The sequence below is a fragment of the Acidobacteriota bacterium genome, from assembly GCA_016703965.1.
Lineage (GTDB): Bacteria > Acidobacteriota > Blastocatellia > Pyrinomonadales > Pyrinomonadaceae > OLB17.
Map to the genome: position 1 here is coordinate 399,027 of JADJBB010000002.1, position 23,542 is coordinate 422,568.

28 protein-coding genes are annotated in these 23,542 nt (G+C 53.2%); 8 read left to right on the forward strand and 20 right to left on the reverse strand.

The window, feature by feature from the left end; translation table 11 throughout:
- Positions 1-13 precede the first annotated feature (13 nt).
- On the forward strand, positions 14-316 hold the full coding sequence (locus IPG22_01870; protein ID MBK6587057.1) for a hypothetical protein: 303 nt from the start codon (positions 14-16) through the stop codon (positions 314-316).
- A gap of 222 nt (positions 317-538) precedes the next feature.
- On the opposite strand, the gene IPG22_01875 is transcribed toward IPG22_01870, so the two are convergent.
- The 14 genes from IPG22_01875 to ruvA form a co-directional block, all read right to left on the reverse strand.
- Positions 539-835, reverse strand: a complete 297-nt coding sequence (locus IPG22_01875; GenBank protein ID MBK6587058.1) for a hypothetical protein — start codon at positions 833-835, stop codon at positions 539-541.
- Positions 836-929: 94 nt separating this feature from the next.
- Positions 930-1,214, reverse strand: a complete 285-nt coding sequence (locus tag IPG22_01880) for a hypothetical protein (protein ID MBK6587059.1) — start codon at positions 1,212-1,214, stop codon at positions 930-932.
- A gap of 110 nt (positions 1,215-1,324) precedes the next feature.
- On the reverse strand, positions 1,325-2,899 hold the full coding sequence (locus tag IPG22_01885) for a beta-lactamase family protein (GenBank protein ID MBK6587060.1): 1,575 nt from the start codon (positions 2,897-2,899) through the stop codon (positions 1,325-1,327).
- Positions 2,900-2,942: 43 nt separating this feature from the next.
- On the reverse strand, positions 2,943-5,156 hold the full coding sequence (locus tag IPG22_01890) for a penicillin acylase family protein (GenBank protein ID MBK6587061.1): 2,214 nt from the start codon (positions 5,154-5,156) through the stop codon (positions 2,943-2,945).
- Positions 5,157-5,223: 67 nt separating this feature from the next.
- The gene (locus tag IPG22_01895) at positions 5,224-5,883 is read right to left on the reverse strand and encodes a histidine phosphatase family protein (GenBank protein MBK6587062.1); all 660 of its coding nucleotides are present in this window, start codon (positions 5,881-5,883) and stop codon (positions 5,224-5,226) included.
- Between the two features lie 3 nt (positions 5,884-5,886).
- Positions 5,887-6,681 (reverse strand): nucleotidyltransferase domain-containing protein, encoded by a 795-nt coding sequence (locus tag IPG22_01900; GenBank protein MBK6587063.1) that lies wholly within the window; start codon positions 6,679-6,681, stop codon positions 5,887-5,889.
- 229 nt (positions 6,682-6,910) lie between these two features.
- On the reverse strand, positions 6,911-7,987 hold the full coding sequence (gene prfA / locus IPG22_01905) for a peptide chain release factor 1 (GenBank protein ID MBK6587064.1): 1,077 nt from the start codon (positions 7,985-7,987) through the stop codon (positions 6,911-6,913).
- A 78-nt stretch (positions 7,988-8,065) separates the two neighbouring features.
- Positions 8,066-9,220 (reverse strand): DUF1385 domain-containing protein, encoded by a 1,155-nt coding sequence (locus IPG22_01910; GenBank protein ID MBK6587065.1) that lies wholly within the window; start codon positions 9,218-9,220, stop codon positions 8,066-8,068.
- 224 nt (positions 9,221-9,444) lie between these two features.
- Positions 9,445-9,672 (reverse strand): 50S ribosomal protein L31, encoded by a 228-nt coding sequence (rpmE, locus tag IPG22_01915; protein MBK6587066.1) that lies wholly within the window; start codon positions 9,670-9,672, stop codon positions 9,445-9,447.
- Between the two features lie 93 nt (positions 9,673-9,765).
- Positions 9,766-10,689 (reverse strand): hypothetical protein, encoded by a 924-nt coding sequence (locus IPG22_01920; protein MBK6587067.1) that lies wholly within the window; start codon positions 10,687-10,689, stop codon positions 9,766-9,768.
- Between the two features lie 72 nt (positions 10,690-10,761).
- A complete protein-coding gene (locus tag IPG22_01925) occupies positions 10,762-11,403 on the reverse strand; it encodes an AhpC/TSA family protein (protein ID MBK6587068.1) in 642 nt (213 codons plus the stop codon).
- Positions 11,404-11,566: 163 nt separating this feature from the next.
- Positions 11,567-12,616: a Holliday junction branch migration DNA helicase RuvB gene (gene ruvB / locus IPG22_01930; protein MBK6587069.1), complete on the reverse strand. Its 1,050-nt coding sequence runs from the start codon at positions 12,614-12,616 to the stop codon at positions 11,567-11,569.
- Positions 12,617-12,739: 123 nt separating this feature from the next.
- Positions 12,740-13,501, reverse strand: a complete 762-nt coding sequence (locus IPG22_01935; GenBank protein ID MBK6587070.1) for a CPBP family intramembrane metalloprotease — start codon at positions 13,499-13,501, stop codon at positions 12,740-12,742.
- Positions 13,502-13,666: 165 nt separating this feature from the next.
- Positions 13,667-14,272 carry a Holliday junction branch migration protein RuvA gene (gene ruvA / locus IPG22_01940; protein ID MBK6587071.1) on the reverse strand — a complete coding sequence of 202 codons (606 nt, stop codon included), beginning with the start codon at positions 14,270-14,272 and terminating at the stop codon, positions 13,667-13,669.
- Between the two features lie 251 nt (positions 14,273-14,523).
- Between ruvA and IPG22_01945 the strand changes: the two genes are divergently transcribed.
- The 7 genes from IPG22_01945 (at position 14,524) to IPG22_01975 (ending at position 17,350) form a co-directional block, all read left to right on the forward strand.
- Positions 14,524-14,826 (forward strand): hypothetical protein, encoded by a 303-nt coding sequence (locus IPG22_01945; GenBank protein ID MBK6587072.1) that lies wholly within the window; start codon positions 14,524-14,526, stop codon positions 14,824-14,826.
- 72 nt (positions 14,827-14,898) lie between these two features.
- Positions 14,899-15,699, forward strand: coding sequence for a class II aldolase/adducin family protein (locus IPG22_01950; protein ID MBK6587073.1), 801 nt, complete (start codon positions 14,899-14,901; stop codon positions 15,697-15,699).
- Positions 15,700-15,744: 45 nt separating this feature from the next.
- Positions 15,745-16,023 (forward strand): ethanolamine utilization microcompartment protein EutM, encoded by a 279-nt coding sequence (gene eutM, locus IPG22_01955; protein MBK6587074.1) that lies wholly within the window; start codon positions 15,745-15,747, stop codon positions 16,021-16,023.
- Positions 16,024-16,107: 84 nt separating this feature from the next.
- Positions 16,108-16,377: a EutN/CcmL family microcompartment protein gene (locus IPG22_01960; protein MBK6587075.1), complete on the forward strand. Its 270-nt coding sequence runs from the start codon at positions 16,108-16,110 to the stop codon at positions 16,375-16,377.
- Between the two features lie 4 nt (positions 16,378-16,381).
- On the forward strand, positions 16,382-16,657 hold the full coding sequence (locus tag IPG22_01965) for a EutN/CcmL family microcompartment protein (protein MBK6587076.1): 276 nt from the start codon (positions 16,382-16,384) through the stop codon (positions 16,655-16,657).
- A gap of 66 nt (positions 16,658-16,723) precedes the next feature.
- Positions 16,724-17,008, forward strand: a complete 285-nt coding sequence (locus tag IPG22_01970) for an ethanolamine utilization protein EutN (GenBank protein MBK6587077.1) — start codon at positions 16,724-16,726, stop codon at positions 17,006-17,008.
- A 27-nt stretch (positions 17,009-17,035) separates the two neighbouring features.
- Positions 17,036-17,350: a hypothetical protein gene (locus IPG22_01975; protein ID MBK6587078.1), complete on the forward strand. Its 315-nt coding sequence runs from the start codon at positions 17,036-17,038 to the stop codon at positions 17,348-17,350.
- A gap of 90 nt (positions 17,351-17,440) precedes the next feature.
- Here the strand turns inward: IPG22_01975 and IPG22_01980 are convergent, their stop codons facing one another.
- From IPG22_01980 to IPG22_02005, 6 genes are all read right to left on the reverse strand, one after another.
- The gene (locus IPG22_01980; GenBank protein ID MBK6587079.1) at positions 17,441-18,106 is read right to left on the reverse strand and encodes a LemA family protein; all 666 of its coding nucleotides are present in this window, start codon (positions 18,104-18,106) and stop codon (positions 17,441-17,443) included.
- A gap of 26 nt (positions 18,107-18,132) precedes the next feature.
- Entirely contained in the window at positions 18,133-18,846 is a 714-nt protein-coding gene (locus IPG22_01985; protein ID MBK6587080.1) for a nucleotidyltransferase domain-containing protein, read from the reverse strand.
- 2 nt (positions 18,847-18,848) lie between these two features.
- A complete protein-coding gene (locus IPG22_01990; GenBank protein MBK6587081.1) occupies positions 18,849-19,736 on the reverse strand; it encodes a TPM domain-containing protein in 888 nt (295 codons plus the stop codon).
- Between the two features lie 88 nt (positions 19,737-19,824).
- Positions 19,825-21,693, reverse strand: coding sequence for a DNA polymerase III subunit gamma/tau (gene dnaX / locus IPG22_01995; protein ID MBK6587082.1), 1,869 nt, complete (start codon positions 21,691-21,693; stop codon positions 19,825-19,827).
- 395 nt (positions 21,694-22,088) lie between these two features.
- Positions 22,089-22,538 carry a hypothetical protein gene (locus tag IPG22_02000; GenBank protein MBK6587083.1) on the reverse strand — a complete coding sequence of 150 codons (450 nt, stop codon included), beginning with the start codon at positions 22,536-22,538 and terminating at the stop codon, positions 22,089-22,091.
- Between the two features lie 30 nt (positions 22,539-22,568).
- Positions 22,569-23,465 carry a hypothetical protein gene (locus tag IPG22_02005; protein MBK6587084.1) on the reverse strand — a complete coding sequence of 299 codons (897 nt, stop codon included), beginning with the start codon at positions 23,463-23,465 and terminating at the stop codon, positions 22,569-22,571.
- Between the last annotated feature and the right edge of the window lie 77 nt (positions 23,466-23,542).

Sequence of the window (23,542 nt, forward strand, 5' to 3'; positions counted from 1 at the left end):
TATAATCTCAGTCATGCCGCGATATAAGTACATTACGCCGTTTTACTGTTGGTATCGTTTTAATCCTGCGTATGCGTTTTCGAGTTATTCGATCGAGGAGTGTGCGGCGAGTGCTTTGGGGGAGAGTCTGGAGGCTTTGATATTGGTGAATGCGGAGTGTGTGGTGGATGGGCGGCCGCATACGGCGAATGTTTATATTCAGGCGTGGCAGGCGGAATCGCGTTCGGCGGACGAGATCATCGAACTCATCGACCAGGAGATCGACGCTCAGGTCGCTCATCGCACGCGGTACGGGTTTGATCGACGGGCGGCGTAGATTCAGGGTTACGCTCTTGCTTCTGTCGCCCGTTTCACGGGCTGGAATTATTATCGACCTTTTCCCCGGGTTTGCACCCGGGGCTTTATGCTGTTGCCCTCTTCGAGGGCTTTGAATTCAGCCTGTCTTGATCAGATCCTGTTGGAGCATAAACAACCTTGGCAAAGAACCACCCCGTCAGCCGAAGCGGCTGCCACCCCTCCTTCGTAAGGAGGGGAGTTTTCATTTCTCTTCCTGATTCGGTAGCGTGGCCAGGAAGGCGGTTAGGGTTGGGTGGCGTTCGCGGTCTTGTTTTAGGAGTTCTTCGAGGAGCCAGCGGACGCGGTGGAGTTGGGACCAGTAGCCGGGTGTGGGGCGGGCGTGGTAGCAGTGGTTGTGGGCGATCAGGTCTTCGGCTTTTTTTGGGGCCTGGGGCGTGAGGTAGTGGATCGTTTCGTTGAGCGAGACGGGTTCGCCGCAGAGGTCGCAGAGGATCTCGAACGTGGTGCCTCGGCGGGTTTGGTTCAATCGAATGTTCATGGCGCTAGTTTAGAGTGATCCTTACATTCAGGGCGTTTTGAAATACTGCCACAGGAATGCATGGATAGTCAAGCGTTGCATGGATGCAAATGATCTATTCCGAATCCGATCGACGGCGGCGTCGGCGGTTGGTTTGGTGCGTACCGCCCATGTACGCGAGGATCGCGACGATCAGGTGGGCGGCGAACCAGATATTGTCGTAACCCATGTTCTGGTAAATGTAGATCAGGATCAGGATACGCGGGAAAAATACGCCGAGCAGTAAGTCTGCCCATTGCGGGACCGTGTTCGCCGGGAACAGGGCCGGGAACATCAGCAGATAGACCAGCATCACGATACGCGGTGCGAAGAGCGAGAATAGTAAAAAATAAAAGTCCATCTATTGCCGAGGATATTCCTCGATGCGACGCGTGTCAAGATATGGTCGGCTGGCATTTCCCGCAAAGCCGCGAAGGGCGGACGCATAGCCGCAAAGATTGAATTCCGATGCTATTTTTTCGGCACTTCCCGAACGTCGAGCTGCTGGATAAGCGGCGGATTTTCGGGGCTGAGCGTGAAGAAAACCTCGATATTGGCGTTCTCGCCCTCGATGATGAAGCGGCCGCGGAGCTGGTTTTCGGGGATCATTTCTTTGATCGAGATTATCTTACCCGCCTTTGTCCACAGTGCCGCGTAGTCTTTTTTCAGCAGGTCGATCGGGTGATCGGGGAAGAAATTCTCCGCGAATATGCCGCTTTTCTCCGCATTTTCCCACGAAGGGATGACTTTGAGTATCTCGGCCTTTCGCTGGGCGAGGATGTTTGAGACGGGAAGCTGGCGCGGTTTGAGATCGGCGGTTTTGATCATGAGATCGAGGACCTGTAGATTAACATTTCCGAGGCTGGCGTAGGTGACGTTGCCGAATGCCACAACGCCGATGCCGTATTCGGGCAGTATTCGCCACTGGCTGCCAAAGCCCGGTAGTCCGCCGCTATGGCCGATATAGACCCGCGACTCGCAGTCGCGAAGCCACGCGAGGCCGTATGTATAGGCTCCGGCTGTTGCACACACGCGTCCGCCGGGATAAGTGAAATTCGGATTGAGGCTGTTGAATCGCCACGGATGATGCATTTCACGCACCGACGCACGCTTGATCGGGCCGGTTTCGGCGAGATTCGAAGGCGGCCAGGCGGAGAGGTGAAACGCCATGTATTTGCTGAATTCGTCGATCGACGAGATCATGCCGCCCATCGAGCCCCACGAACCGTCCGGCGTGTCGTGCAGCAGCGTTTCCTCGTTCCAGCGTTCACGCTGCCAGCGGTAGCCGTGGGCGAGTTTGTCAGGGGCGACGTTGGCGTATTCCCATTCGGAGGTCGTCATGCCCAGCGGCCGCCAGATGTTTTCGCGGATGTACCGCTGATACGGCATGCCTGAGACTTTGGTAACGATGCGGCCGAGCAGGGCGAAGCCGAGATTGGCGTATTCATAAGCAATTCCGGGAGGATTTGAGAACGAGACCTGTTTATTGAGCAACTCTGAAAGTTCGCGGTTGGTATCGGCCAGCTGGCGGTCGCCCCACGGGTTGTCTTCGGGAAAACCGGCTCCGTGGGTGAGCAGCTGGCGGATCGTGATCGGCGTGGAATCGGCGGTCGGGTATCGCTGCTTTTTCAGCTCGGGCACGTAGAGATACGCCGGATCATCGAGCTTGAGTTTGCCGTCATCACGCAGCTTCAAGATCGCCATCGCCGTGAAGCTCTTGCTCATCGACGCGATCCGAAAGAGCGACTGTGACGTGACCGGCGTCTTCTTATCAATGTCTGTGTAGCCGTCATTCCCCGCAAACACGAGATTTCCGTCCACCACAACGCCGAAGGCGATGCCGGGGAAATGGTTCTTTAGGGCATGATCTTTGTAGATCTTTTCGATCGCCGGGAATGTCTGCTTTATCTTCTCGAGCCGTGCCGGATCGGTGAATTCGGCGGGCTTGAAAGCGGTGTCGTACGAAATAACGGCGGCCGGTTTTGCCTGGCCTGCTGCCGAAAAACAAAGGAAAAGAAGAAAAAAGACAGAGATGATGATTCTCATGAGTACACTCCAGCAAACGATAACCCGACGGAATAAATATTTCTTACCGAACCCGTTTTTGGCCGGGGCGGTAGCGTAAGATCGCCTGGGCGTTGACGTCGGCAGCGGTGAAGGCGACGGTTTTCATTTTCCCCTTGGCGAACAATTCAGCCTGATCCGCGAAATAAGGCGAAGCAGGAATGCGGCTTTGGCCGTAAGCCAGGACCGAAAGAGCTCGCGGCGTATCGCCGAATTCGACCGCCAGAACCCAGCCGTCGCCGCTGTTTGCCGAGAGTTTGCCGTCCGGATCTCGTGCGAAGCTGAGGATACGAAAACACCCAAGGTCGTTTCCGCAGCCGCCGACGGGTACGTCGACCGAGCCGCGACGCACGCGGTGAACATCGCCCCAGGCAACGTCAAAACTGCCATAGCGGCGTTTAGTCTCGGCGACCGCCCAGATAAAGGATTCGACAGCCCGGGCATTGTCGGCGAGGCCTCGCGGCGTGTTGTACGGATCGGCGATGCTCCAAACCTTGGCGAACCGTTTGTCATCCGGGAGCACGTTTCGTTCCGGCGGCCGGATGCCTGAATAGTGTGTCCACCAGATCTCAAACAGCGTCGATCCGCGGCTTTCGGCGGATGCGGTATTGTCCCATTTTTCGAGCAATGCCACGGCACTGGCAACATCGTCTACCGGGTTTGCGGCTTTTAGGGCCGCCAAAAGGTCGCTTTTGACTCGGTCGGCGAGCAGCATTCGGAAATTGTGTTTGAGGCTCACGACATCCTCGAGCGAGTATTTCTCGTCGCCGCCGATGAGTTGAAGAGCGAGCTGGCTGCGCAGCGAAAGCTTTGGTTCTTCAAAATTTGGAAACGCATTTTTGGTATCGACGGCGCCGCGAATATTGGTGTAATGCGGCGAACTGTTTTCGTTGTGGACGTAGCCGCCTGGCGGATTGAGAAATTGCGGCAGCGAATCGAACGGAACGTAGGCCGTCCAAACGTCCGCAGTTTTGCGTGCGGGAATGGCGGTGGTTTCGTCAGCCGGAGCGTGCGGCAGTATCGGAAGTGCGGCATTCCAAACCATAAAGATGTTGCCCGCTCGGTCAGCGTAGGTGAAATTGGACGTCACGCGCGCCCGCATTCGCATCGCGTCTTTCCATTCGTTGAGCGTTTTCGCCCGCATCATTCGCAGGAACTGCTCGCCCGCGCGGTATTCGCCGTCGGCGGCGTATTTTATGATGTATATCTTGCCGTTCGCCCGATAGATCACGGGCCCAAGCGGCGTTGACCAGACCTCGCGCGTCTCGGTCGAAATGCCATCGCCGTTGCGGAACGGGACAGTGATCAGCTCGCGGGTCAGCGGAACAGAGCCGCCGTCGAACAGATAGCTGTCAGGCGTTTTGGGATCGACATCGAGAGCATAGATCTGATCGAGGTCCTGAGCATTGTTGGTCGTTGACCAGCCGAGGTCGCGGTTAAAACCGCCGATCACCGCGAACGGCCCACCTATTCGGAAATCGCCGTAGAAATCCACGATCCCCGGAACGGTCAAATGAGCTTCGTAATATCCTGCGGTCCATTGCAGGTGCGGATTGCGAAGAAGGATCGCTTTGCCCGACTTTGTTCGGCTCGGAGCAAATGCCCACGCATTAGAACCATCGTCCGGGCCGGGCTCTTCGCCTTCGTTATTCGGATCTGGCGAAGCGACCGGCCGGGCCGCGGCAGGAGCCGATTCCATTTTCGCCAGAAAGTTTCGCACCTTTGCGGCTGACGGAGCCGCAAGTTCGAGTGCGGCGACATCGCGGCCGGTGAGATCCGTCGGCATTTGGGCAGGGAATTCCTCGGGGTGCAGCTCAATGTACCGGTTCACGCCGGCGGCGAAGCCCTCATAGATGCCGCGCGTTTCTGGCGAAAGCAGATGGTAATTGCGAAGTGCCGCATTGCGATATCGCCGGATCGTAAAGTCAGAATCGATGCGTTCATAGCCTGACACCGAGGCCGAGCGGCCGCTCGCTCCGAGCACATTCATCGCGGTCTGCGGGCCGTAATCTTCGAGCTGAAGCCAGGCGAGGGCGTAACCGGCAGCTTTCATATTCTCTGCCCGGATATGCGGAACACCGTACGCCGTGCGAATGATCTCGACCTGCTGCGAGAGTTCTTCGGGCTTAGGTTCTGGGGTCTGAGCACGCGAATTTTCAGTCGCAGGGCCGAAAAATACTGCCGCGGCGAGAAAAAGAGAAAAAACGAAGCCGATCTTTCTTACGCAAATTACCATCATTTGTGGTTTTCCTGAGCCTCTTTTATAACACAAAAGACGACTAGTGTTTGAATCTCGGGAAATGGAATTAGTGGGCTGCGAAGGAGTCTTCGCCAGTCGTTTGGACGAGGTGCCGTGTGTCGTTGAGAGCGAGAACGCGGACGTTTCGCGGGCCGCGGAACTCGAAGCGGTTGATGCCGCAATTTGAAGTAATGAGCCACGGCGTGGTTTTCGTGTCGCGATGGATCGCCCCCATCAGGTGCAGCGTCAGATAGCAGATCGCGCCGGTGTGAGAAAAAATAGCGATGCGTTCTCGGTTATGGTTGCGAAGGATATTTCTTAGCTCAGCGGTGATGCGGCGGAGCAAATGACGATAGCTCTCGCCCTCGGTGATGATGTGGTTGACGTTGCGATTGATCAACGCGTAGTAATCGTCAGGATATCGCTGTTTCGATTCGTCAAACGTAAGTCCCTGCAGCACGCCGACGTGGCGCTCGCGAAACGCAGCAGACTGATGGATCGGCAGGCCAAGCAGTTTTGCCAACGGCTCCGCTGTCTGAACTGCCCGAATAAGATCACTCGAATAGATCGCCGTTATCCCTTCTTTCGCCAACACCTCGGCAGTTTTCTCGGCTTGTTTACGCCCGAGATCAGACAACGGCGTCGGCCCGTGCCCACCAAAACGCCCCTCGGCATTACCAGCCGATTGACCATGGCGAATGAGATATAGGCGTGTTGGTGGAGGCATTTGTTATTTGGCCGCTCCGAGTTTCGCGATCTGCGGCATTTCCAGTATCTCTCTGAACGCCGCATTTAGAGCATCAATTTGAGGCTTGTCATCGCGTTTGGGAAATACGATTGATTCTAACCTCTTAAGCTCCGTTTCGATAAATGTACTTATAACTTCGATGCGTGGTTCGCGTTTTAGTTCGTCGCCCGCACGTTTTCGTTCGATAAGCGCATTGATCTCGTCTCGAAGTTCATTATCTGTTATTAGATCCTCGACAAGATCGCCGAATTCCATCGGAATTATCGAATGGTATTTTTCGATCCACTTGATCGCCAGGATCGGCCGCATGACGTAAAAATATTTTTTGACGGAAACGATATCACCCTTCAAATTCTCGCGAAAATTATTCCGCGCCATATTCAGATAATGAAAAATGCACGCCGACGGCGAATAACATATCGGCATTAGTGCCTTAAACCTTTCGGTGATCTCTTCATCGATCATGTAAATGATCGGAGAACTCAACCATTCGAGAAGTGGCGGATTCGATTTGCGAAGCAGGCCAAGGGCTTTTCGCAGATCCCAGCCACTGACATCGAGTTCGTCATTTATTGGACATTCGATGACGTCCCGTTTCGTTTCGACGTCTATCGAGAGATACCAGTCTTTCTCGCGAACGTAGAGAAATCGAACATCATAATCGCTATTTGCGGAAGGAAAGCCCCACGCACGGCTGCCCGATTCGCAGGCGTAGAAGATGTGAACATTCTCTTCACCTTGAATTTCGAGCAGCTTGTCGCGAATAATTTCCTTCATAAAAACGCCGATTAGAGATTAGGCGAACAGCAAAAAATGAACCACCGGCAGTGTCTCACGGCTATGCCGCTCTATTTGTGGAAAAGCTATGCTTTTCCGAGAGGTTGTAAAACTACTGCGGCTATGCCGCCGCTCTTAGTAGGATCGGCGGCACAGCCGCAAAGATCTTTTACAAATTTACCGGAAAAGCACAGCTTTTCCGCAAATAGAGCGGAGCAGCCGCTAACCACTAGGCACCGACCGCTTCCGCCTTCAGTTTCTCGGTCTGGTAATGCGTTCGCAGCGTTTCCACGAATTCATCGATCTGGCCTTCCATAACCAGTTCGAGCTGGTGGACGGTCAGATGGATGCGGTGGTCAGTTACGCGATTTTCTTTGAAATTGTAGGTGCGGATCTTCTCAGAGCGGTCGCCGCTGCCGACCATGGATTTACGTTCGCTGGCTTCGAGGTCGTGCTGTTTTTGCTCTTCGAGCTCCTGTAATCTGGCACGGAGAACGCGCATCGCCTTTTCGCGGTTCTTGATCTGCGATTTTTCGTCCTGCATAGAGACGACCACGCCAGACGGCATGTGCGTGATGCGAACTGCGGAATAGGTCGTGTTCACCGACTGACCGCCAGGGCCTGACGAGCAGAAAGTATCGATACGCAGGTCATTATTATTGATCTGAACGTCAACTTCCTCAGCCTCGGGTAGAACGGCGACGGTGATCGCGGATGTGTGAATGCGGCCTTGGGTCTCGGTCTGCGGCACGCGTTGGACGCGGTGAACGCCGGATTCGAAACGCATTTTCGAGTAGACGTTGTCGCCCTCGATGACGGCCGTCGCGTCCTTGATACCGCCGACGCCGGTGTCGGTCATCTCGAGGATGTCCATCTTCCAACCCTGACGTTCGGCGTAACGGGTGTACATTCTGAGGATCTCTGCAGCAAAAAGCGTCGCTTCGTCGCCGCCGGTTCCGGCGCGGATCTCAAGAATTACGTTCTTCTCGTCGTTCGGATCTTTTGGAAGCAGCAGCGTTTTTAGCTGTTCCTCGGCGGCTGGCAGTTTTACTTCGATCTCGGCGATCTCGAGCATAGCCATCTCGCGCATATCGTCGTCGTCCGCGACCTCGAGCAGATCCTTGGCACCCTTCAGATCTTCGGTCATTTTGCGGACCTCGCGGTATTTTTCAACGATCTCACCGAGGCTGCGGTGCTGTTTCATCAGACGGGCATAGGCCGACATGTCGGACATGAACTCCGGCTGCGAGATCTGCTCGGTCAGTTCCTCGTAGGATTTTTCAATTTGGGCAAGTTTTTCCAACATAAATTTTTTGTGCCCGCGAAATACGCGAAAAAACGCGAAATCAAATCATTTTTTCGCGTTCTTTCGCGGGCAAATGTCTTAGGCCGTTTGCGGCTCTAACTTCAGCGATTCATCGAGTGCTTTGATCGCGACTTCGAGCTGTTCATCGTCGGGTTCCTGGGTCGTGATGTTTTGGAGCCAGAGGCCGGGAAGCGTCATGAATTTGAAGATCGCACCCGATTCCTTCTTCGCTGCGTAGCGGATAACTTCATACGAAAGCCCCGCGACCAGCGGCATCAGGGCGATTCGGACAACAAGATTCATCCAGGTCGCTTCGAAATTAATGACCGAGAACAGAACGATCGCGACCAGCATCACCACCATCAGGAACGACGTTCCGCATCGCGGATGCTGACGGCTTTGCAGCGTGGCGTTGGCCGGCGTCAGATCGAGGCCTTTTTCCCAGGTGAAAACTGTCTTATGCTCGGCTCCGTGGTATTCGAAAACGCGGCGGATATCCTTAAGGAACGACATTGAGAAGATCATTATGATGAAAAACACCATTCTGATCAGTCCGTCGATGAGGTTGAACGAGATCCAGGAGCCGAACGAATCGAGCTTGATCTTCCAAGCGTAAGCCATCGCTGTCTGCCACCAACTCGCGTCCGCGGCAACTGTCGGCGAACCGGCCCAGCCGAGCGAGATGAACAGAACGTTCGTCAAAACGAGCGGTGCGACGATAAAGAGAAGCACGTTAAACCCAAGCGCAAAAATGATCGACCCGACCGCGCTCGCGGATTGTCCGGCCTTTTTGGTTTTGCTCTCGGCTTTTTCAGGCATTATGACCTTGACCGGAGCTTTGAGAAAATTCTCGTCCTCAGTTCCGTCAACGTACGCTGCCTGCGTTTCGCCGGCCTTCGATTTTTCGGCGGCTTCCATTGCGGCGGCGTCTTCTTCGTAGATCTTGGCAGAGAAATTCAGAGCTTTGACGCCCAGAGCCATCGACTGGATCAGCGTCGCGCCGCCTCGCAGGACGGGCGTGTTGAGCCATTTGTATTTATCGCTCCACTTCGGCAGCGTCTCCGAGGTCGTGACGATCGATCCGTCCTGACGGCGGCACGCGATGGCGTAAGCCGACGGAGTGCGCATCATTACGCCCTCCATCACGGCCTGGCCGCCGACGATCAGATCGCGCTCCATAGCAAAGATCGTGTGAATGAACCGAAGTAGTCTGGGCGATGTTCTCTTTTTCATATCAATTCCTTAGATAGCGATCTGTTAGAAATAGATGTTCAATTAATGCGGAATCGAAGAACTGAATTTCAAATTTGAGATCTGAAATTCAAAATAAAAATGACGCCGACTTTTTTCACCTTTCGATAGCGTGTTTGAACACACCTTTATCGATCGGCCAAAGAGTCGGCGTCAGGTTTTGGTTGCTAATATCTGTCGGTAACTTTAGTCACGTGACAAAACAATTAGTTCGTTTCAGCGGCAGCAGCGGCACCGCGAGCGTAGCGTTTGTTAAAGCGGTCAACGCGTCCGGCCGTGTCGACCAGTTTCTGCTTACCGGTAAAGAACGGATGGCAAGCCGAGCAAATTTCTATGTGAAGATCGTCCTTCAGCGTCGAACGCGTCTGAAACACGCTGCCGCAGGCACAGACGACTGAGATCTCATTGTAGTTTGGATGTATTTCGTTTTTCATAATGTTCACTTCCTTCGCCGTATATAAGCGATGTGAAAACTTGCGTAATTAGCGCAATCTATAATCATACGGTGGAAGTTGGGTGAGGTCAAGTCAATACTGTTTCCGCGACCTCTCTTCTGCTGCGATCTTGTCTTCGGTTTTGGGAATCCAAATCTTTAAATAGTCCACCAATTCGCGAGCATCTTCATAGTGCTCAAATCTTCGAATAAACTCACGTCCCACCTCAATACATCGCTTTCGGCTTTCTATGTCCTTTCTAATGAATAGCGTACGAAACAAGTCTCCGATTAGGACGGCATCGTCACTCATTCTATCTGAGATGGGTTTGGCAGCATCACGGTCAGTGATAGCAACACGCTGTGCGGGAGATATGCATGAGTCGACTTCCCGGATCAACGCATCGCTCGCCCCCGCCATTTTGAAGGCCCAAGATGTTGTTTCGTTAAGAACAAAATCGACGCATCTCTTGCGCACAAGATTCATTGCTCGCTCTTCCATGGCATCGGGCGAACTCACAGGATTGGTTCGCGCGAACGCTCCAAGAAGATCGCTAACTGATAATGGATAGGATTTTCGGCTTTCGAATTGCCCAGGATCAGTAAACTGGATTATTGCATTGAGATGGAGTGCCAACTTTGCGGCTTGCTTATCGTCGATTCCCTCAGGGGATTCCGGGATCGGATCTTTGAGGAGGTCATCGACAAGCTTCGAGAGCGACCTCACAATATTTTTTCGAGTGCCAGCAGGAATCTCTACTGGTGGCGGCGGTGTTTCCGTTTTTACCGAAGTTAGCTTCAGACCTTTTTGTAGATCGATCGCTATTCCCCTTGCGTGGTCAGCTTTTTGATTAACGTACCACTCCAATGGTTCGTTTTCTTTCTGTTCGGTTTTGGCAAGGTCTGCAGATAGGTTCTTGAGCGTTTTGACCGCTTCAGTCGAAGTGTACTGACCGGCGGCGATCGAATAACCAGCGATTATTAAGAGAAGAGATGGGAGCAATCGTTTGGCATTCATGGTGCAGATCTTATCACCGTTTTATTGAATGTAAATAAAAAAAGCTGTCAGCTAAACGCTAACAGCCTCTTTTTACATTTTCTTCTTCAGATGCTCGATCAACACATCCGGCTCGGCGCGTTTTTTGTAGTCGGTTTCGATGAAGGCGTAGGTGATGACGCCTTTTTTGTTGATGATGTAGGTGACGGCGAGCGGGAGTTCGGGTTTGTCCATCGCGTTGTGTTTGGCGACGTCGAGGCCGTTCTTTTTGTAGCGTTCGTCAGTGTCCGGCGGCATTTGGTAGACGATGCCGAATTTGCGGGCCACATCGAGATTTGCGTCGCTGAGGACTGGGAAGAGAACTTCGTTCTTCTTGGCGACAGCCATCGAGGCGTCAGGATTCTCGACCGAGATCGCGACCAGATTGCCGCCTGCGGCCTTGATATCAGGCATTCGCTGGCCGAGTTTGCGTAGATACGTGTTGCAAAAAGGGCACCACGAGCCGCGATAGAATGTGAGCACCATGCTGCCCTGTTTGAGCAGTGTCTTGCTGGAAACGAGCTTGCCGGTGCTGTCTTTTAGCTCGAATTCCGGGGCCTTTGCCCCGACATTCAAAGCCTTTTTGGCCGCATCCTCAGACGAGACAAAGCTCATCATCTGAGCCGAGGCGGCAAATGCCGCTGTTAATACCATTCCCAACACTGTCGATATTGTGAAAAGTTTTTGTTTATTCATAGTTTTCTCCTGTTTCGACAATGCTGAGAATGCGAGCGTTTATTCCGCAGCTTTGCAGCTTTGCGGTTTTAGCTTTGCGACTTTCCGGGAAACGTCAAAGGAGTAAGAGATTTCCCGCAAAGCCGCGAAGTTGGACGCAAAGCCGCAAAGGAAGGAAAATGATCTATTCGTTTACAAGGAAAGATGGCTGCACATCATTGCTTCGCATCAGATCCTCAAGCCCGAAGTGCTGATAGGCGAGGCGTGTGGCCATGCGGCCGCGTGGGGTTCGGTTCAGGAAGCCGATCTGAAGCAGGTAAGGCTCGATCATTTCCTCGATCGATTCTTTTTCCTCGTGGATCGCGGCTGAGATGGTACTAAGGCCGACGGGGCCGCCGTCGAATTTTTCGATGATGCATTTGAGCATCTTGGCGTCGGTCTCGTCGAGGCCGTAACTATCTACTTCCATTCGGTTTAGGGCGTCGTTGGCGACGTGCTCGTTGATGTGGCCTTCGTGATCGACCTCGGCAAAATCACGCACACGGCGAAGCAGACGGTTGACGATTCGCGGCGTACCGCGACCGCGGCGGGCGATCTCATGCGAGCCCGATCCGTCGATCCCTACCTTCAAAATACTTGCCGATCGCGTGACGATGGTCTGCAGATCAGTAACGTTGTAAAAATCGAGATTAAATACAATATTGAACCTCGCCCGCAACGGCGCGGTCAGCATTCCGGGGCGGGTGGTTGCTCCGACGAGCGTGAATTTGGGCAGTTCAAGCTTTATCGACCGCGCCGCCGTTCCCTGGCCGATCATCAGGTCGAGGCTGTAATCCTCCATCGCGGGATACAGAATTTCCTCGATCGCCGGGTTGAGCCGGTGAATCTCGTCGATAAACAACACATCGCCTTCCTCAAGCCCCGTCAGGATCGCCGCCAGGTCGCCCGCCTTTTCGATCACCGGCCCTGAAGTCGATTTGAGCGAAGCTCCCATCTCGTTCGCAACGATGTTTGAAAGCGTGGTTTTCCCCAGCCCCGGCGGGCCGGTCAGCAGAATATGATCCAAAGCCTCACGCCGCTTCAGCGCCGCCTTCATGAAGATGCGCAGGTTTTCCTTCACCTTTGCCTGGCCGATGTACTCCGACAACTGAGCCGGACGCAGCACAGCCTCAAACCGGCTGTCGTCGGTCGAAAGCTCTTCGTCGCGGATGTTTACTGGTGCAGAGTTGGTCATGTTTTTAACGCAAAGTCGCTAAGGGGCAAAGACGCAAAGGTAAGAAGATATCCTTGATAACTGTTGAACGGTCGAAAGCTTTGCGTCTTTGCTTCTTCGCGTCTTCGCGTTAAAGATCTTCAATCAAAATAATAGCCCCTTGTGGTATAAAGCCAAAATATCCATTGAGAACGCCACGCTGCAATGCAGTACAAGCCCGAGCCAGATCGTGCCGTTTTTGTAGCTGACCCAGCCTAAAAACAGCCCCGCAATGATTGCGGCGAAGGTTTCGGGCATGGGTTTTTGGAAGTGGATCATGGTGTACGGTACGGTCATGATGAAGATCGAATAGATGCCGAGCGACGGTTTTAGGCTGTGGACGAGGAATCCGCGAAAGAAGAATTCGAGGCCGAAAAACTGCAGGAAATAGACCATTTCCCAGATCAAAAGCGTCGACGACCAGTACGGATCGCCGTTGTAAACTTTGAGAAAAGGATACTTAGCCGAAAAGCTGCCGGTCAGCGACATCGCATAAACGATCGGCAGCATCACGCTGATGCAGATGGCGAGCAAGTTTAGAAAACCTCTTTCGGCTTTGAGAGCGAGGCCGATCTCGCTCAGGTTTCGCTTTTGGACGAACTTCACAAACAGCGCCGGGATCACAAAATAAAAAGAAACCGACACAAAAACCCACCAGATCAGGGCGTAAAGATTATTGTTTGCGGAGTTTACGGCTTCCTCGCCGATAGCGGCGAATCTTGTTTTTGAGAGTACCGCGTTCAGATATTCCGGGCTTTTGAGATACGTGATGCACGTCAGACCGATCGCCGCGTAAACAAAAGCGAAGACCGCCCGGCGGTCGAGTGCGGTGAAGTCGGTTTTGATCTGGCGGACGATGTCGAGCATAGACTGGAGCAAGGACTGGAGCGCAAGCGTCCCGCTTGCCAACGCCGCCGCTTCGGTGGTGTGGCGGCGCTAAAATAAAATTCAACTAGAAAAACACTCGCGAACACCACGCCGGAGGAACCGTCGTTGGCAAGCGGGACGCTTGCGCTCCAGTCGCTTCGCCCGTTATTTGGCTAATATCTGCAAACTTCTTCTCAGCAGTTTTTGGACCGAGATCTCGATGCCTTCGCCGGCGGCTTGATTCAGGGCCTTTTCTGCCGCATTTTTTTGGTAGCCGAGATTTATCAGGGCCGACAGAGCGTCTTCGAATACCGCGTCTGATGGCAAACTCGATCGTGAACTCGCGTCTAGCGGCGTTGTGTCGGACATTTCGCCGACCTTGTCGCGGAGTTCGATCACCAAGCGTTCGGCGGTTTTTAGGCCGACGCCGGGGATCGATTTTAGGCGGGCGAGGTCATTTGAGCGGATGGCGACGATTATTTCGTCGGCACTCATGCCGGAGAGCATTGCGATGCCGGATTTGGGGCCGATTCCCTGGACCGAGATCAGTTTTAGGTAAAGATCGCGTTCACGCAGCGTCTTGAACCCGAATAATTGGATCGCATCCTCTCGAACGTGAGTGTAGATGCGCAGCTGAACATCGCCGCCGACCTCACCTAGTTCGTAGAACGTGGTGAGCGGTATCGCCACTTCGTAACCGACGCCGCCGACATCGACGATGGCCGTATTTGCTTGTTTCTCAATGAGTTTACCGGAAAGAAAAGCGATCATTATTCTCGTGTTTGCGTGCGATGACAGGACGATTGTAGACAAACCATCCGCATCGGGCAACAGTGAGACGCGAGCATGCAACTAAATAATTTACGATGTTACTCCTTTTGGAAAGATTTAACTTTGCGGCGGAGTGACAAAGGTATAAAATAACTGGAACGGGCGAATCCGAAAGCCGCGTTCCGACGTAATTATCTTTAGAGGTTTGAGAGGTAATAATATTGATGTGTAGCAAAGGTTTTCTTAAAAGAATGTTGCCGTTTTTCGCGACTTTCGCGTTTGGCTTGTTTATCGCCAGCTTTTTTGTTTCGATCAGTGCCCCGAATTTTAACCGCGGCAATTGGGGCGGACGCCACAAAGAAATGAAGCGGCTCCGCTATGAGAACGAGATGCTCAAGAATGAGAATCTTCGGCTCAAAAATCAGCTCGGAAGCCAAGTGATGACGTTCGACGATCTCCCGAAGGTAAGCCACGACCATTTTTCAGGCCATGGGCCGGAAATTCCGGTACTCGACGCGCCGGCACCGCCGCCGATGCCAAGACACGGCAGATAATTTCTCCAAAAGTTTAAAACCACAGGTTAACGTGCCGCGATGCGATGTGTTAATCTGTGGTTTCTTTATTTTATGGACGAGTCTCAGGCAAGAAAACTGATCGTTGAGGTCGGCAAACTCCTGTACGAACGCAGCTATGTGGTCGCGTTTGACGGCAATGTGAGCATTCGGCTTGACGAGAACACGGTGCTTGCCACGCCGACGATGACCTCGAAGGGGCGAATGACCGAAGATTGTCTGGCTCTCACTGATCTCGACGGTAAGCCCCTGAACGACAAGCGAGCTTCTTCCGAACTCGCGATGCATCTGCTGATCTACAAGATGCGGCCGGATATTCATGCCGTTTGCCACGCTCATCCTGCACACGGGACGGCGTTTGCAGTGGCTGGGCTGGCGATCGATCAGCCGATCCTTTCCGAAGTTGTTTTGACGCTCGGATGCGTGCCGCTGACCGCATACGGAACGCCCTCTACGGACGAGCTGACCGAGGCGATGAAACCCTTTGTGCCGCATCACAACGCACTTTTAATGGCCAATCACGGAGCAGTCGCCTACGGTGAACATCTCTGGCAAGCGTACGACCGCCTCGAAACGCTCGAGCACACGGCCAAGATCGCGATCCTCGCAAAAGCGCTCGGCGGAGCGAATGACTTGCCTGAAGGTGCGGTAAAAAAGTTGATAGAGATCAGGGAGAAGGCTGGCTTTTTGGGGACGAACGCCCGTTGTCAGGCGTGCGGATATCTACACGAAGCCCAGATCGCGTGCGATCTCGACGTTTCGTATCCGTCCAACGGAAATTCGAACGGCGAGAAAATATCGTTCACCCGCGAAGAACTCATCGACCTTTTGAGCCAAGCGGCCAAATTGGGTTAAACTAGCGGGATAGAATTGTTTTAGACGAATCAGGAGTAAAACTAAATGCAAGAAGCTTTAGGAATGGTAGAAACCAAGGGTCTCGTGGCTGTCATCGAGGCTGCCGATGCGATGGTCAAGGCAGCAAATGTAACTCTCGTGAGTTACGAAAAGATCGGAGCAGGCTTCGTGACGGCGATCGTTCGTGGTGACGTAGCAGCTGTCAAAGCGGCGACAGATGCAGGAGCTGCTGCTGCTCGCCGAGTCGGCGAACTCGTCAGCGTCCACGTCATCCCGCGTCCGCACTCAAGCGTCGATGAGACGTTGCCGGTAGTTAAAAAATAGGCATTGTTCGTTGATCGTCGTTCGTAGATCGTTGCTTTTTGCACTCGACAACGAACAACGAGCAACCAACAACGAACAAAATCCATGATCATCGCACGCATCATGGGCACGGTCGTGTCCACCCAAAAAGACGAACGCCTGCTCGGGAAAAAGCTGCTCATCGTCAAGCCGATCAACCTCGACGGTACAGACCAGAGCGGCTATATCGTCTCCGTTGATACGGTTGGGGCCGGGTTTCACGAGAAGGTAATCGTCGTAGGCGGCTCATCCGCGCGGCTGGCCGAGGGCAACAAAGATTGTCCCGTTGACTCCGCGATCATAGGGGTGATCGACGAAATAGATTTCAAAGTCTAGTCATATGCAGATCGCTCGCGTAATCGGAACCGTCGTTGCAACCGTCAAGAACGAGGCCCTCGATGGGCGAAAGTTTCTGATCGTGCAGACGCTCGACGCCGATCTTAAGCCGAAAGGCTCGCCAACGATCGCTCTCGACGCGGTTGGTGCGGGCGAAGGCGAATTGGTTTTCTGGTGCCGCGGCAAAGAGGCCTCGTTCCCGTTCAAACGCGACGAAACGCCCACAGACTGCACCATCGTCGGGATCATCGATTCCGACGCACACGTTTTTCAAGGGTGAATTGTTAATTGTAAATTGTTAATCGAGAGACAATTTATAATTCTCCATTTACGATTAACCATTCAAATGCTCTTAGCCCGTGTCATCGGTAACGTGGTCGCAACGCAGAAAAATCAGCGTTACGAGGGAACGCGCGCAATGCTTTGCAGGCAGATCACTCCGGAGGGCGAGGATATGGATTATACCTGCATCGCTCTCGACTCAGTAAACGCAGGCGAGGGCGACATTGTCGTCATTGTCCAGGAAGGCTGGGGAGCCTCGACTGCATCGACCGGTAAGCCGGGAGCGGCGATCGATTCGGCGATCGTAGGTGTGGTCGATTACGTCGACCTGCTGCCGAACGAGAAATAGATCGTGCGTCCTTTTCCCGCGAACGTAATGAACAAAGATCAGATAAACAATCTGGCTGAGAAGATCGCTCAGGTGATCGCATCGGAATCCAAAACGGGAGATCTCGGTTCGATACAGAAGAGCCTCGATGCGATCAACGAGCGTCTTGATCGGCTAGAAGCATCGCCGTCGATCTCAAATCTAAGATCGAATATCTTAAATAGTGTTCATCCAAGCCAAGATAAATTCGCTGTCGCGGAAGCGATCGTTGAAGGGCTGTTTGCTCAGAAAGAGAAGGCGTGCACGTTCGAGCCAACAAAGGCTTGCGATCAATGTTCGATGTGCAATTCGCGGGGATTTTAGGAAGAAGTCTAGCCACTAAAGTACACGAAAAAAGCACGAAATAGGTTGGCTCCTTTTTCGTGCTTTTTGTGTTATTTAGTAGTTACTTACTTATGGTTTGGCAGGTGACGTATTTGCCGGAGCCGGAGCTGCCGGAGCGGCTGCGGGCTTTCTGAGCGAATTAGCATCGCCTACGCTCGGAGCCGTCCGCGAACCCGGTTCCGCTTCGAAATATGGCTGTTCTTTGTAGCCAAAAATGCTTGCGGTAATTACCGCGGGGAACGAGTTTCGCAGCGTATTGTAATCTTTCACAGCGTCGCCGTAATCGATTCGGGCAGTATTTATTCGGTTCTCCGTACCAGATAGTTCGTCTTGCACCTTCATAAACGCATCGCTCGAACGCAGGACCGGATAGGTTTCCTGCAGGCTCAGTAGACGCCCGATCGTGCCTCCAAATGTATTGTTGGCGGCGATAATCTCTTGCTTTTGCTCCGGCGATTTATCGCCATCCGCACCGGTCGGTGCCGCAGCGGAGGCGTTCAAAAGACGAGAGCGGGCATCGGCGATCTGGCCAAAAACTTCCTGCTCCTGAACTCCAGCCATTTTGGCGGTCTCGACCAGGTTCGGTATCAGGTCGGCACGCCTCTGCAACGAACTCTCGACGTTAGACCACTTCGACTTTACGTTCTGCTGTTTTGCGTTGAGGTCATTGTAGCTGCAGCCGCTAAGGCCGAATGCCGCGAATAAAACCAAAGATAATAAGATCGCTCTTTTCATTTTTACTTCTCCTATTGATAAAGCTGTTATTTTCCGATCGAATCCACAGCATTTATAACGTTCTCGATCTGTTCCAAATAGTCACCAAACAGTTCGTTGGCACTCTTTTCGTCAAATTTTCCAGTGAACTTATTCTCACGGATATCAAATATTTTTTCAAACGGCGTGCCGTCGATGTTAAGATTCTTCGCCGTCAAAGCAACGATCTCGTGCTTAGTTGCGGGCGGGCTGAAACCCTGCAGGATCAGCACCGCACGGAATAAAGCCGAAAAACTCGAGAGGCTGTCCGCCATTAAACGCTTCAATCCATCGACGGACGCCGATGCTGGAATGTACTGGCGGCGTAGCTGGATCAGCTTGCTTCGCAGTTCATATTCTGCCTGCAAACGCAGGGATTTATCCGATATCTCAAGCCCCGCCAGAACGTCCGGGCCGTATAGAACCTTGCGAGCGATGCTCATCTGATGAAACTCGATCGGGAAGACATCTGCCGCATTTTGCAGTTCGGAAACGGTGAAATAGACCGGCACGGGATTACCCAGACGGGCCCACTCGCGGACGCAGGCGTGCGCGTTTCTGAGGTCTTCGGGGCCGATCTTGTGCATTGCGATCAGGATGTTGTAGTCCGATCGCTTGGGCACAAAATCGCCGGCCGCGGCTGAGCCGTAGAGGATGACGGACGACAGATTCTTGCCGTGCGTCGCCTTTAGATCATCAACAAATGCGTGAAATCTCTCCATATTTACCAATCACCTCCAGCTCCACCACCACCAAAATCACCACCACCACCAAAGCCACCCCAATCCGAACCACCACCGGATGAACTGCCCCAATCACTCGATGAAGACGAGCTTCCGGAACCGCTGGAAAGTATACTTCCTATCACCCACGGCAACGCACTAGCACCGCCTCCACCAGATCCACCACCGAATCCGCCTCCACCCCAGCGATCCTTATCGCCCTTAGTCGGCCCGCCTTTTGAGCGGCTGAAGATGATGATGAGAATGACGAGAATGATGACCGCGCAGCAAAAAATGCCGAAAAGCGAGACTCCGCCGGCGGACTTTTTCGTCGTTGCAGGTGTGTTAACGGCGGGCGATCCCGTGCTTTTGCTTTTGATCGTGGCAATGTAGGCGTCGATCGTATCGGAAATTCCCTTGCCGTAATTGCCTTTTCGAAACTCCGGTACGAGATATTGCCGCTGCAAACTGCCGACGAGGCCGTCAGGAAGCTCGTCCTCGAGATCTTTGCTGACCTGGGTGAAATATTTTCGGTCGTCGATAGCTACGAACAGCAGGGCACTCGGATTATCGTCTTCTTTCGAACCGATCTTCCAGCCCCGAGCGACAGCGATCGAGTATTCTGAGATCGCGCGGTCGCCGGTGGTTTTTACGACGGCAACTGCGATCTCGACCGATGGATTTGTTGTGTCCTTAAGATTCTTTAGTTTTACTTCGAGCTGCTGTTTGGTCGCGGCGTCGATCGCTCCGGCGTAATCGTTGACGAAGCCGGTCGGAGCCGGCAAGGGCGAGGTGTTGATCGACCAGGGTTGATTTTCCTGGGCGTGAGCAGCGAAAACGCCGAGTACCACCGCCATCGTCGCGACAAGAAGTTTTAATTGTGCCGGCAAAGATCTATTTATCATTAGTAGGGCAAAAACGTCCCGCCAATCAAGAAAGTATTACGAATTCTAACATGCGATGTTCGCGAAATCGCAATCACGCCTTTCTAACTTCGAGGATCTTGGCCTTGAAAACGCGCATTGCCGCCCTCACGGAAGGATGTGCTTTCGCGTACGCCAATAGTTCTTCGTCGGTCGGTTCGGCACCGAGCACGGGCAGCTCCACATGGACGTCTTCTGTATGGCCGAGTTCCTCTTTTAGCTTTAACACATCGAATGCTGGAACGACCGCCGCTGCGGTATGGCCATTCGGGGTATAAGATCTGGCAGCAGGCCTTTCGTAAACGTCTCCAAATAGGACCTTTACAATGTTGGAGGCGTTCTTGATCGGCATGAGATCGTCGTCGTCGAATGTGAGTTTTTCTTCGTAGCTTTCATCGAGCCGCTTGTCGTCGAAATGTTCGAGTTCGTCTGCCGACAGAGGCATCAGCCGAACCTGAAGCTGCGAGAAATTCTCCCGAATCGGAGCTCTCGGCAAAGGAACGGGTTCGAAATCCTCACCCGGCGAAAACGGGGATTCCTCAAAAACAGGCTCGTCAAATCCGTGAAATTCTTCAGGCGGTTCGGGCGGGTCGAATCTTGGCGGAGCCGGAGTTTCAACGCGAAGCGGAGCCTTTTCGACGGGTTTGGGAGCCTCGATCGGCTCGATGGCCTTTGCCGCGGCGGGCGGCGGGTCAATAATTAGAGTTTTTTTTTCCGGGACGGCGGCTGCGGCTATCGAACTGACGGGCATCGGTGAGCCGTTCGTCAGGGCATCTAGTCGTTCCAAAATGCTCTCGATGGTCGCGACCTTTCGCATCTCGATCAGCTTGACGAGACCGACTTCGAGAACATAACGCGGATGGACGGCTTCGCGCAGGCTTGCTTCGGTTTCGGCCAATGAATTAAAGAACCTAAGCAGATCGGATTCGGAGAACGGTTCGGCAAGTTTTGCCAGCTCTTCGGGGCTGAAAACGGCGCCTTCATATAGGTTCGTGTCGCCGCCGCTTACCTTGAAAACGAGGAGATCACGGAAAAGGCCGAGCACGTCGCGGCAAAAATTACGCAGGTCGTGGCCGCGTGAGATCAGGTTATCGACGACGTCGAGAGCTGCCTTTGGCTGGCGCTCGGCGATGGCGTTGATCGCTTTCGAAAGGACCTCAACCCCAGCAAAACCAAGGGCGTTCGTCACATCAGCGGATGAGATCGTGTCGCTTGAAAAGCTGATGACCTGGTCAAAATTAGACTGAGCATCACGCATCGAGCCCTCGCCGGAACGGGCAAGTTCACGCAGAGCGTCATCCGAAATATCAATCTTTTCAGCCTCAGCGATCAGCTTTAGCCGGTCGAAGATCTTCGTCAGCGGAATGGTTCGAAATTCGAACTCCTGACATCGCGAAAGGATCGTTTCCGGAACCTTGTGCAGCTCAGTCGTCGCCATAACGAAGACGACGTTGCCTGGCGGTTCCTCGAGCGTTTTGAGCAAGGCGTTGAAGGCCGATTTCGAGAGCTGGTGGACCTCGTCGATGATGAAAACCTTGTAACGGTCGCGTGCCGGGTTGAAATTTATGCTGTCGATGATCGTACCGCGAACGTCATCGATTCCGGTGTGCGAGGCTGCGTCGATCTCGAGCACGTCCATCGAACGGCTCTCTGAGATCTCGAGACACGACGGGCAGATCGTCGGATCGGTCAGTAAACACGGCGTTAGATTGGGTTTACCTTGCGTTTTATGGCAGTTGAGGGCCTTGGCTAGAATGCGGGCGGTCGTCGTCTTTCCGACGCCTCTCGCACCGGAAAACAGGTACGCGTGATGGAGCCGGTCAAATTCGAGAGCGTTACGCAGCGTCTGCGTAATGATCTCCTGACCCGTAACCTCTTCAAAGGTCTGCGGCCTCCATTTTCGTGCGATCACCTGATACGACATTTGTTAAAGGATAATGGATAACGAAGAAAGGATAAAGCCGTGAACGATTGCGAGAGGTTTTATCTTCGAATTTTGAAAAACGAGTGGTTTGGTTACAGGTGTTGAGGTGTTGTCGTTGAATCTTTGCCGAGATTGGTAGAGGTATTTGGGAGATTGGTCAAACGTGTTTTTAGCTGAGAATTCAGTGATTTTCCATACGGATCAAGCGGATCTGGATCAGGAGATGGTTACGCCGCCCACTGCCGCTCTCGCCAGTTCCGTCGCCGCCGGTTGCTCCCGGCCGCCGCTAGTCACCGCGGTCCACCGCCGGCCGCCGCGATCCGCCGCCGAAAGCGCACAAGCGTCACGCCGGAAGAACCGGCGTTGGCAAGCGGGACGCTTGCGCTCCAGTCCGATTAGCGGAAATAGATATCGACGTAATCGGCAACCGCGTCACAAGGGTTATCGATCTGCTGCATGCGCCAGTATTTGCGTTTACCGGTGATACGGAAATTTAGCGGGCCTTTTCGTTCGCAGGGTTTGCCGCCGTTAATGTGGCTGACCTGGGTCGTGACCGTTCCGTCGAAAGTGAATTGCTTGGCGTCGATCGAAGTGATGATGCCTTCAACTTTGACGAAATCCTCATTCTCACGACCTTTCTGTTCGCCTTTTAGGTAGTAAACACCGCCTTTGTTGGTGACATTCGCGGTGCCGAAATAGTCCCAGCTTATCCACTGCAGCGAGAGTTTGTGGCGGCCGAGAAGCATTTTAGCGGCGTTTCCGTCGTTGACTTCCGTTCGAGCCTGAGGATAAGCGGAAACGGTGAAAAGGATCGTGGCAATTAAGCCTGTGAGGATAAGTTTCATGGCTGTTTAAGGGTGAATATGATCAATATTTTACTTTTTCAAACGCCTCTCGGCCAGGTTCAAAAATTCTCTTATCTGAGCGTCCCAGAACATCCAATCGTGGCCGCCGGGATGCTCGCGGTATTCGTGAGGGACCTTTTTCTCATTGATGAGAGCCAATAGGTCGCGGTTGTTTTTAACCAGATAATCCTCGGTACCGCATGACTGATAAATGTAAGGAAGGTCTCGCAGCTTTTGCGGTGTGAGATCATGGATCAGTTTAAAAACGTCATTTGCCATTCGAGCCTCGCTATTTTCGGGGCCCATTATCTTGTCGATCCCGCGGCCCGCGGTTGCGGAATTGTTTTCAGAATAGCTGGCGGCATTTACAGCTCCGCTAAAGGTGCCGATCAGTGAGAACATTTCCGGGTATTTCAATCCGAATTTCAACGAACCGTAACCACCCATCGAGAGGCCGGCCATGATGCGGTTGTTCCGGTCGGGAATGGTCCGATAGGTTCTATCGATCTCCGGGATCAGGTCTTTTACGATATAGCTCTCATACTTGTCGTTTGGAACGGTAAGGCTGTCGGTGTACCAACCGTTTCCGCCTTCAGCAATAACGATTATGAAACTATGCTTCAGAGCGTATTCAGCTAACCGGGTCAGAGCATTCCAGTTTTGATAGTTTCCGCCCAAGCCGTGGAGAAGATAGACAGTAGCGTAGCTCTGTTCCGGTTTTGTCTTATAGTCTGGCGGAAGGATCAAGCGATAAGGCATTTCGCGGCCCATCAAGGGGCTGTTGAATTTTGACGTCGTTACTTCGGCCCGAACGACTACTTTCGACGCTTCAACCGCTGTGGTCTGGCTAGACACCTGGCCAGCCTGCGACAGACCGACGATAACGATCAGCAGCCAAGTGATACCGTTGTTAATGGTTAATTTCATCGGCGAGCCTCGGCAGAGGCTAACTACTCGGAGGTGGTAACGCACAACCTGCCGCGTACGCAAGAGGATGCCTTAAC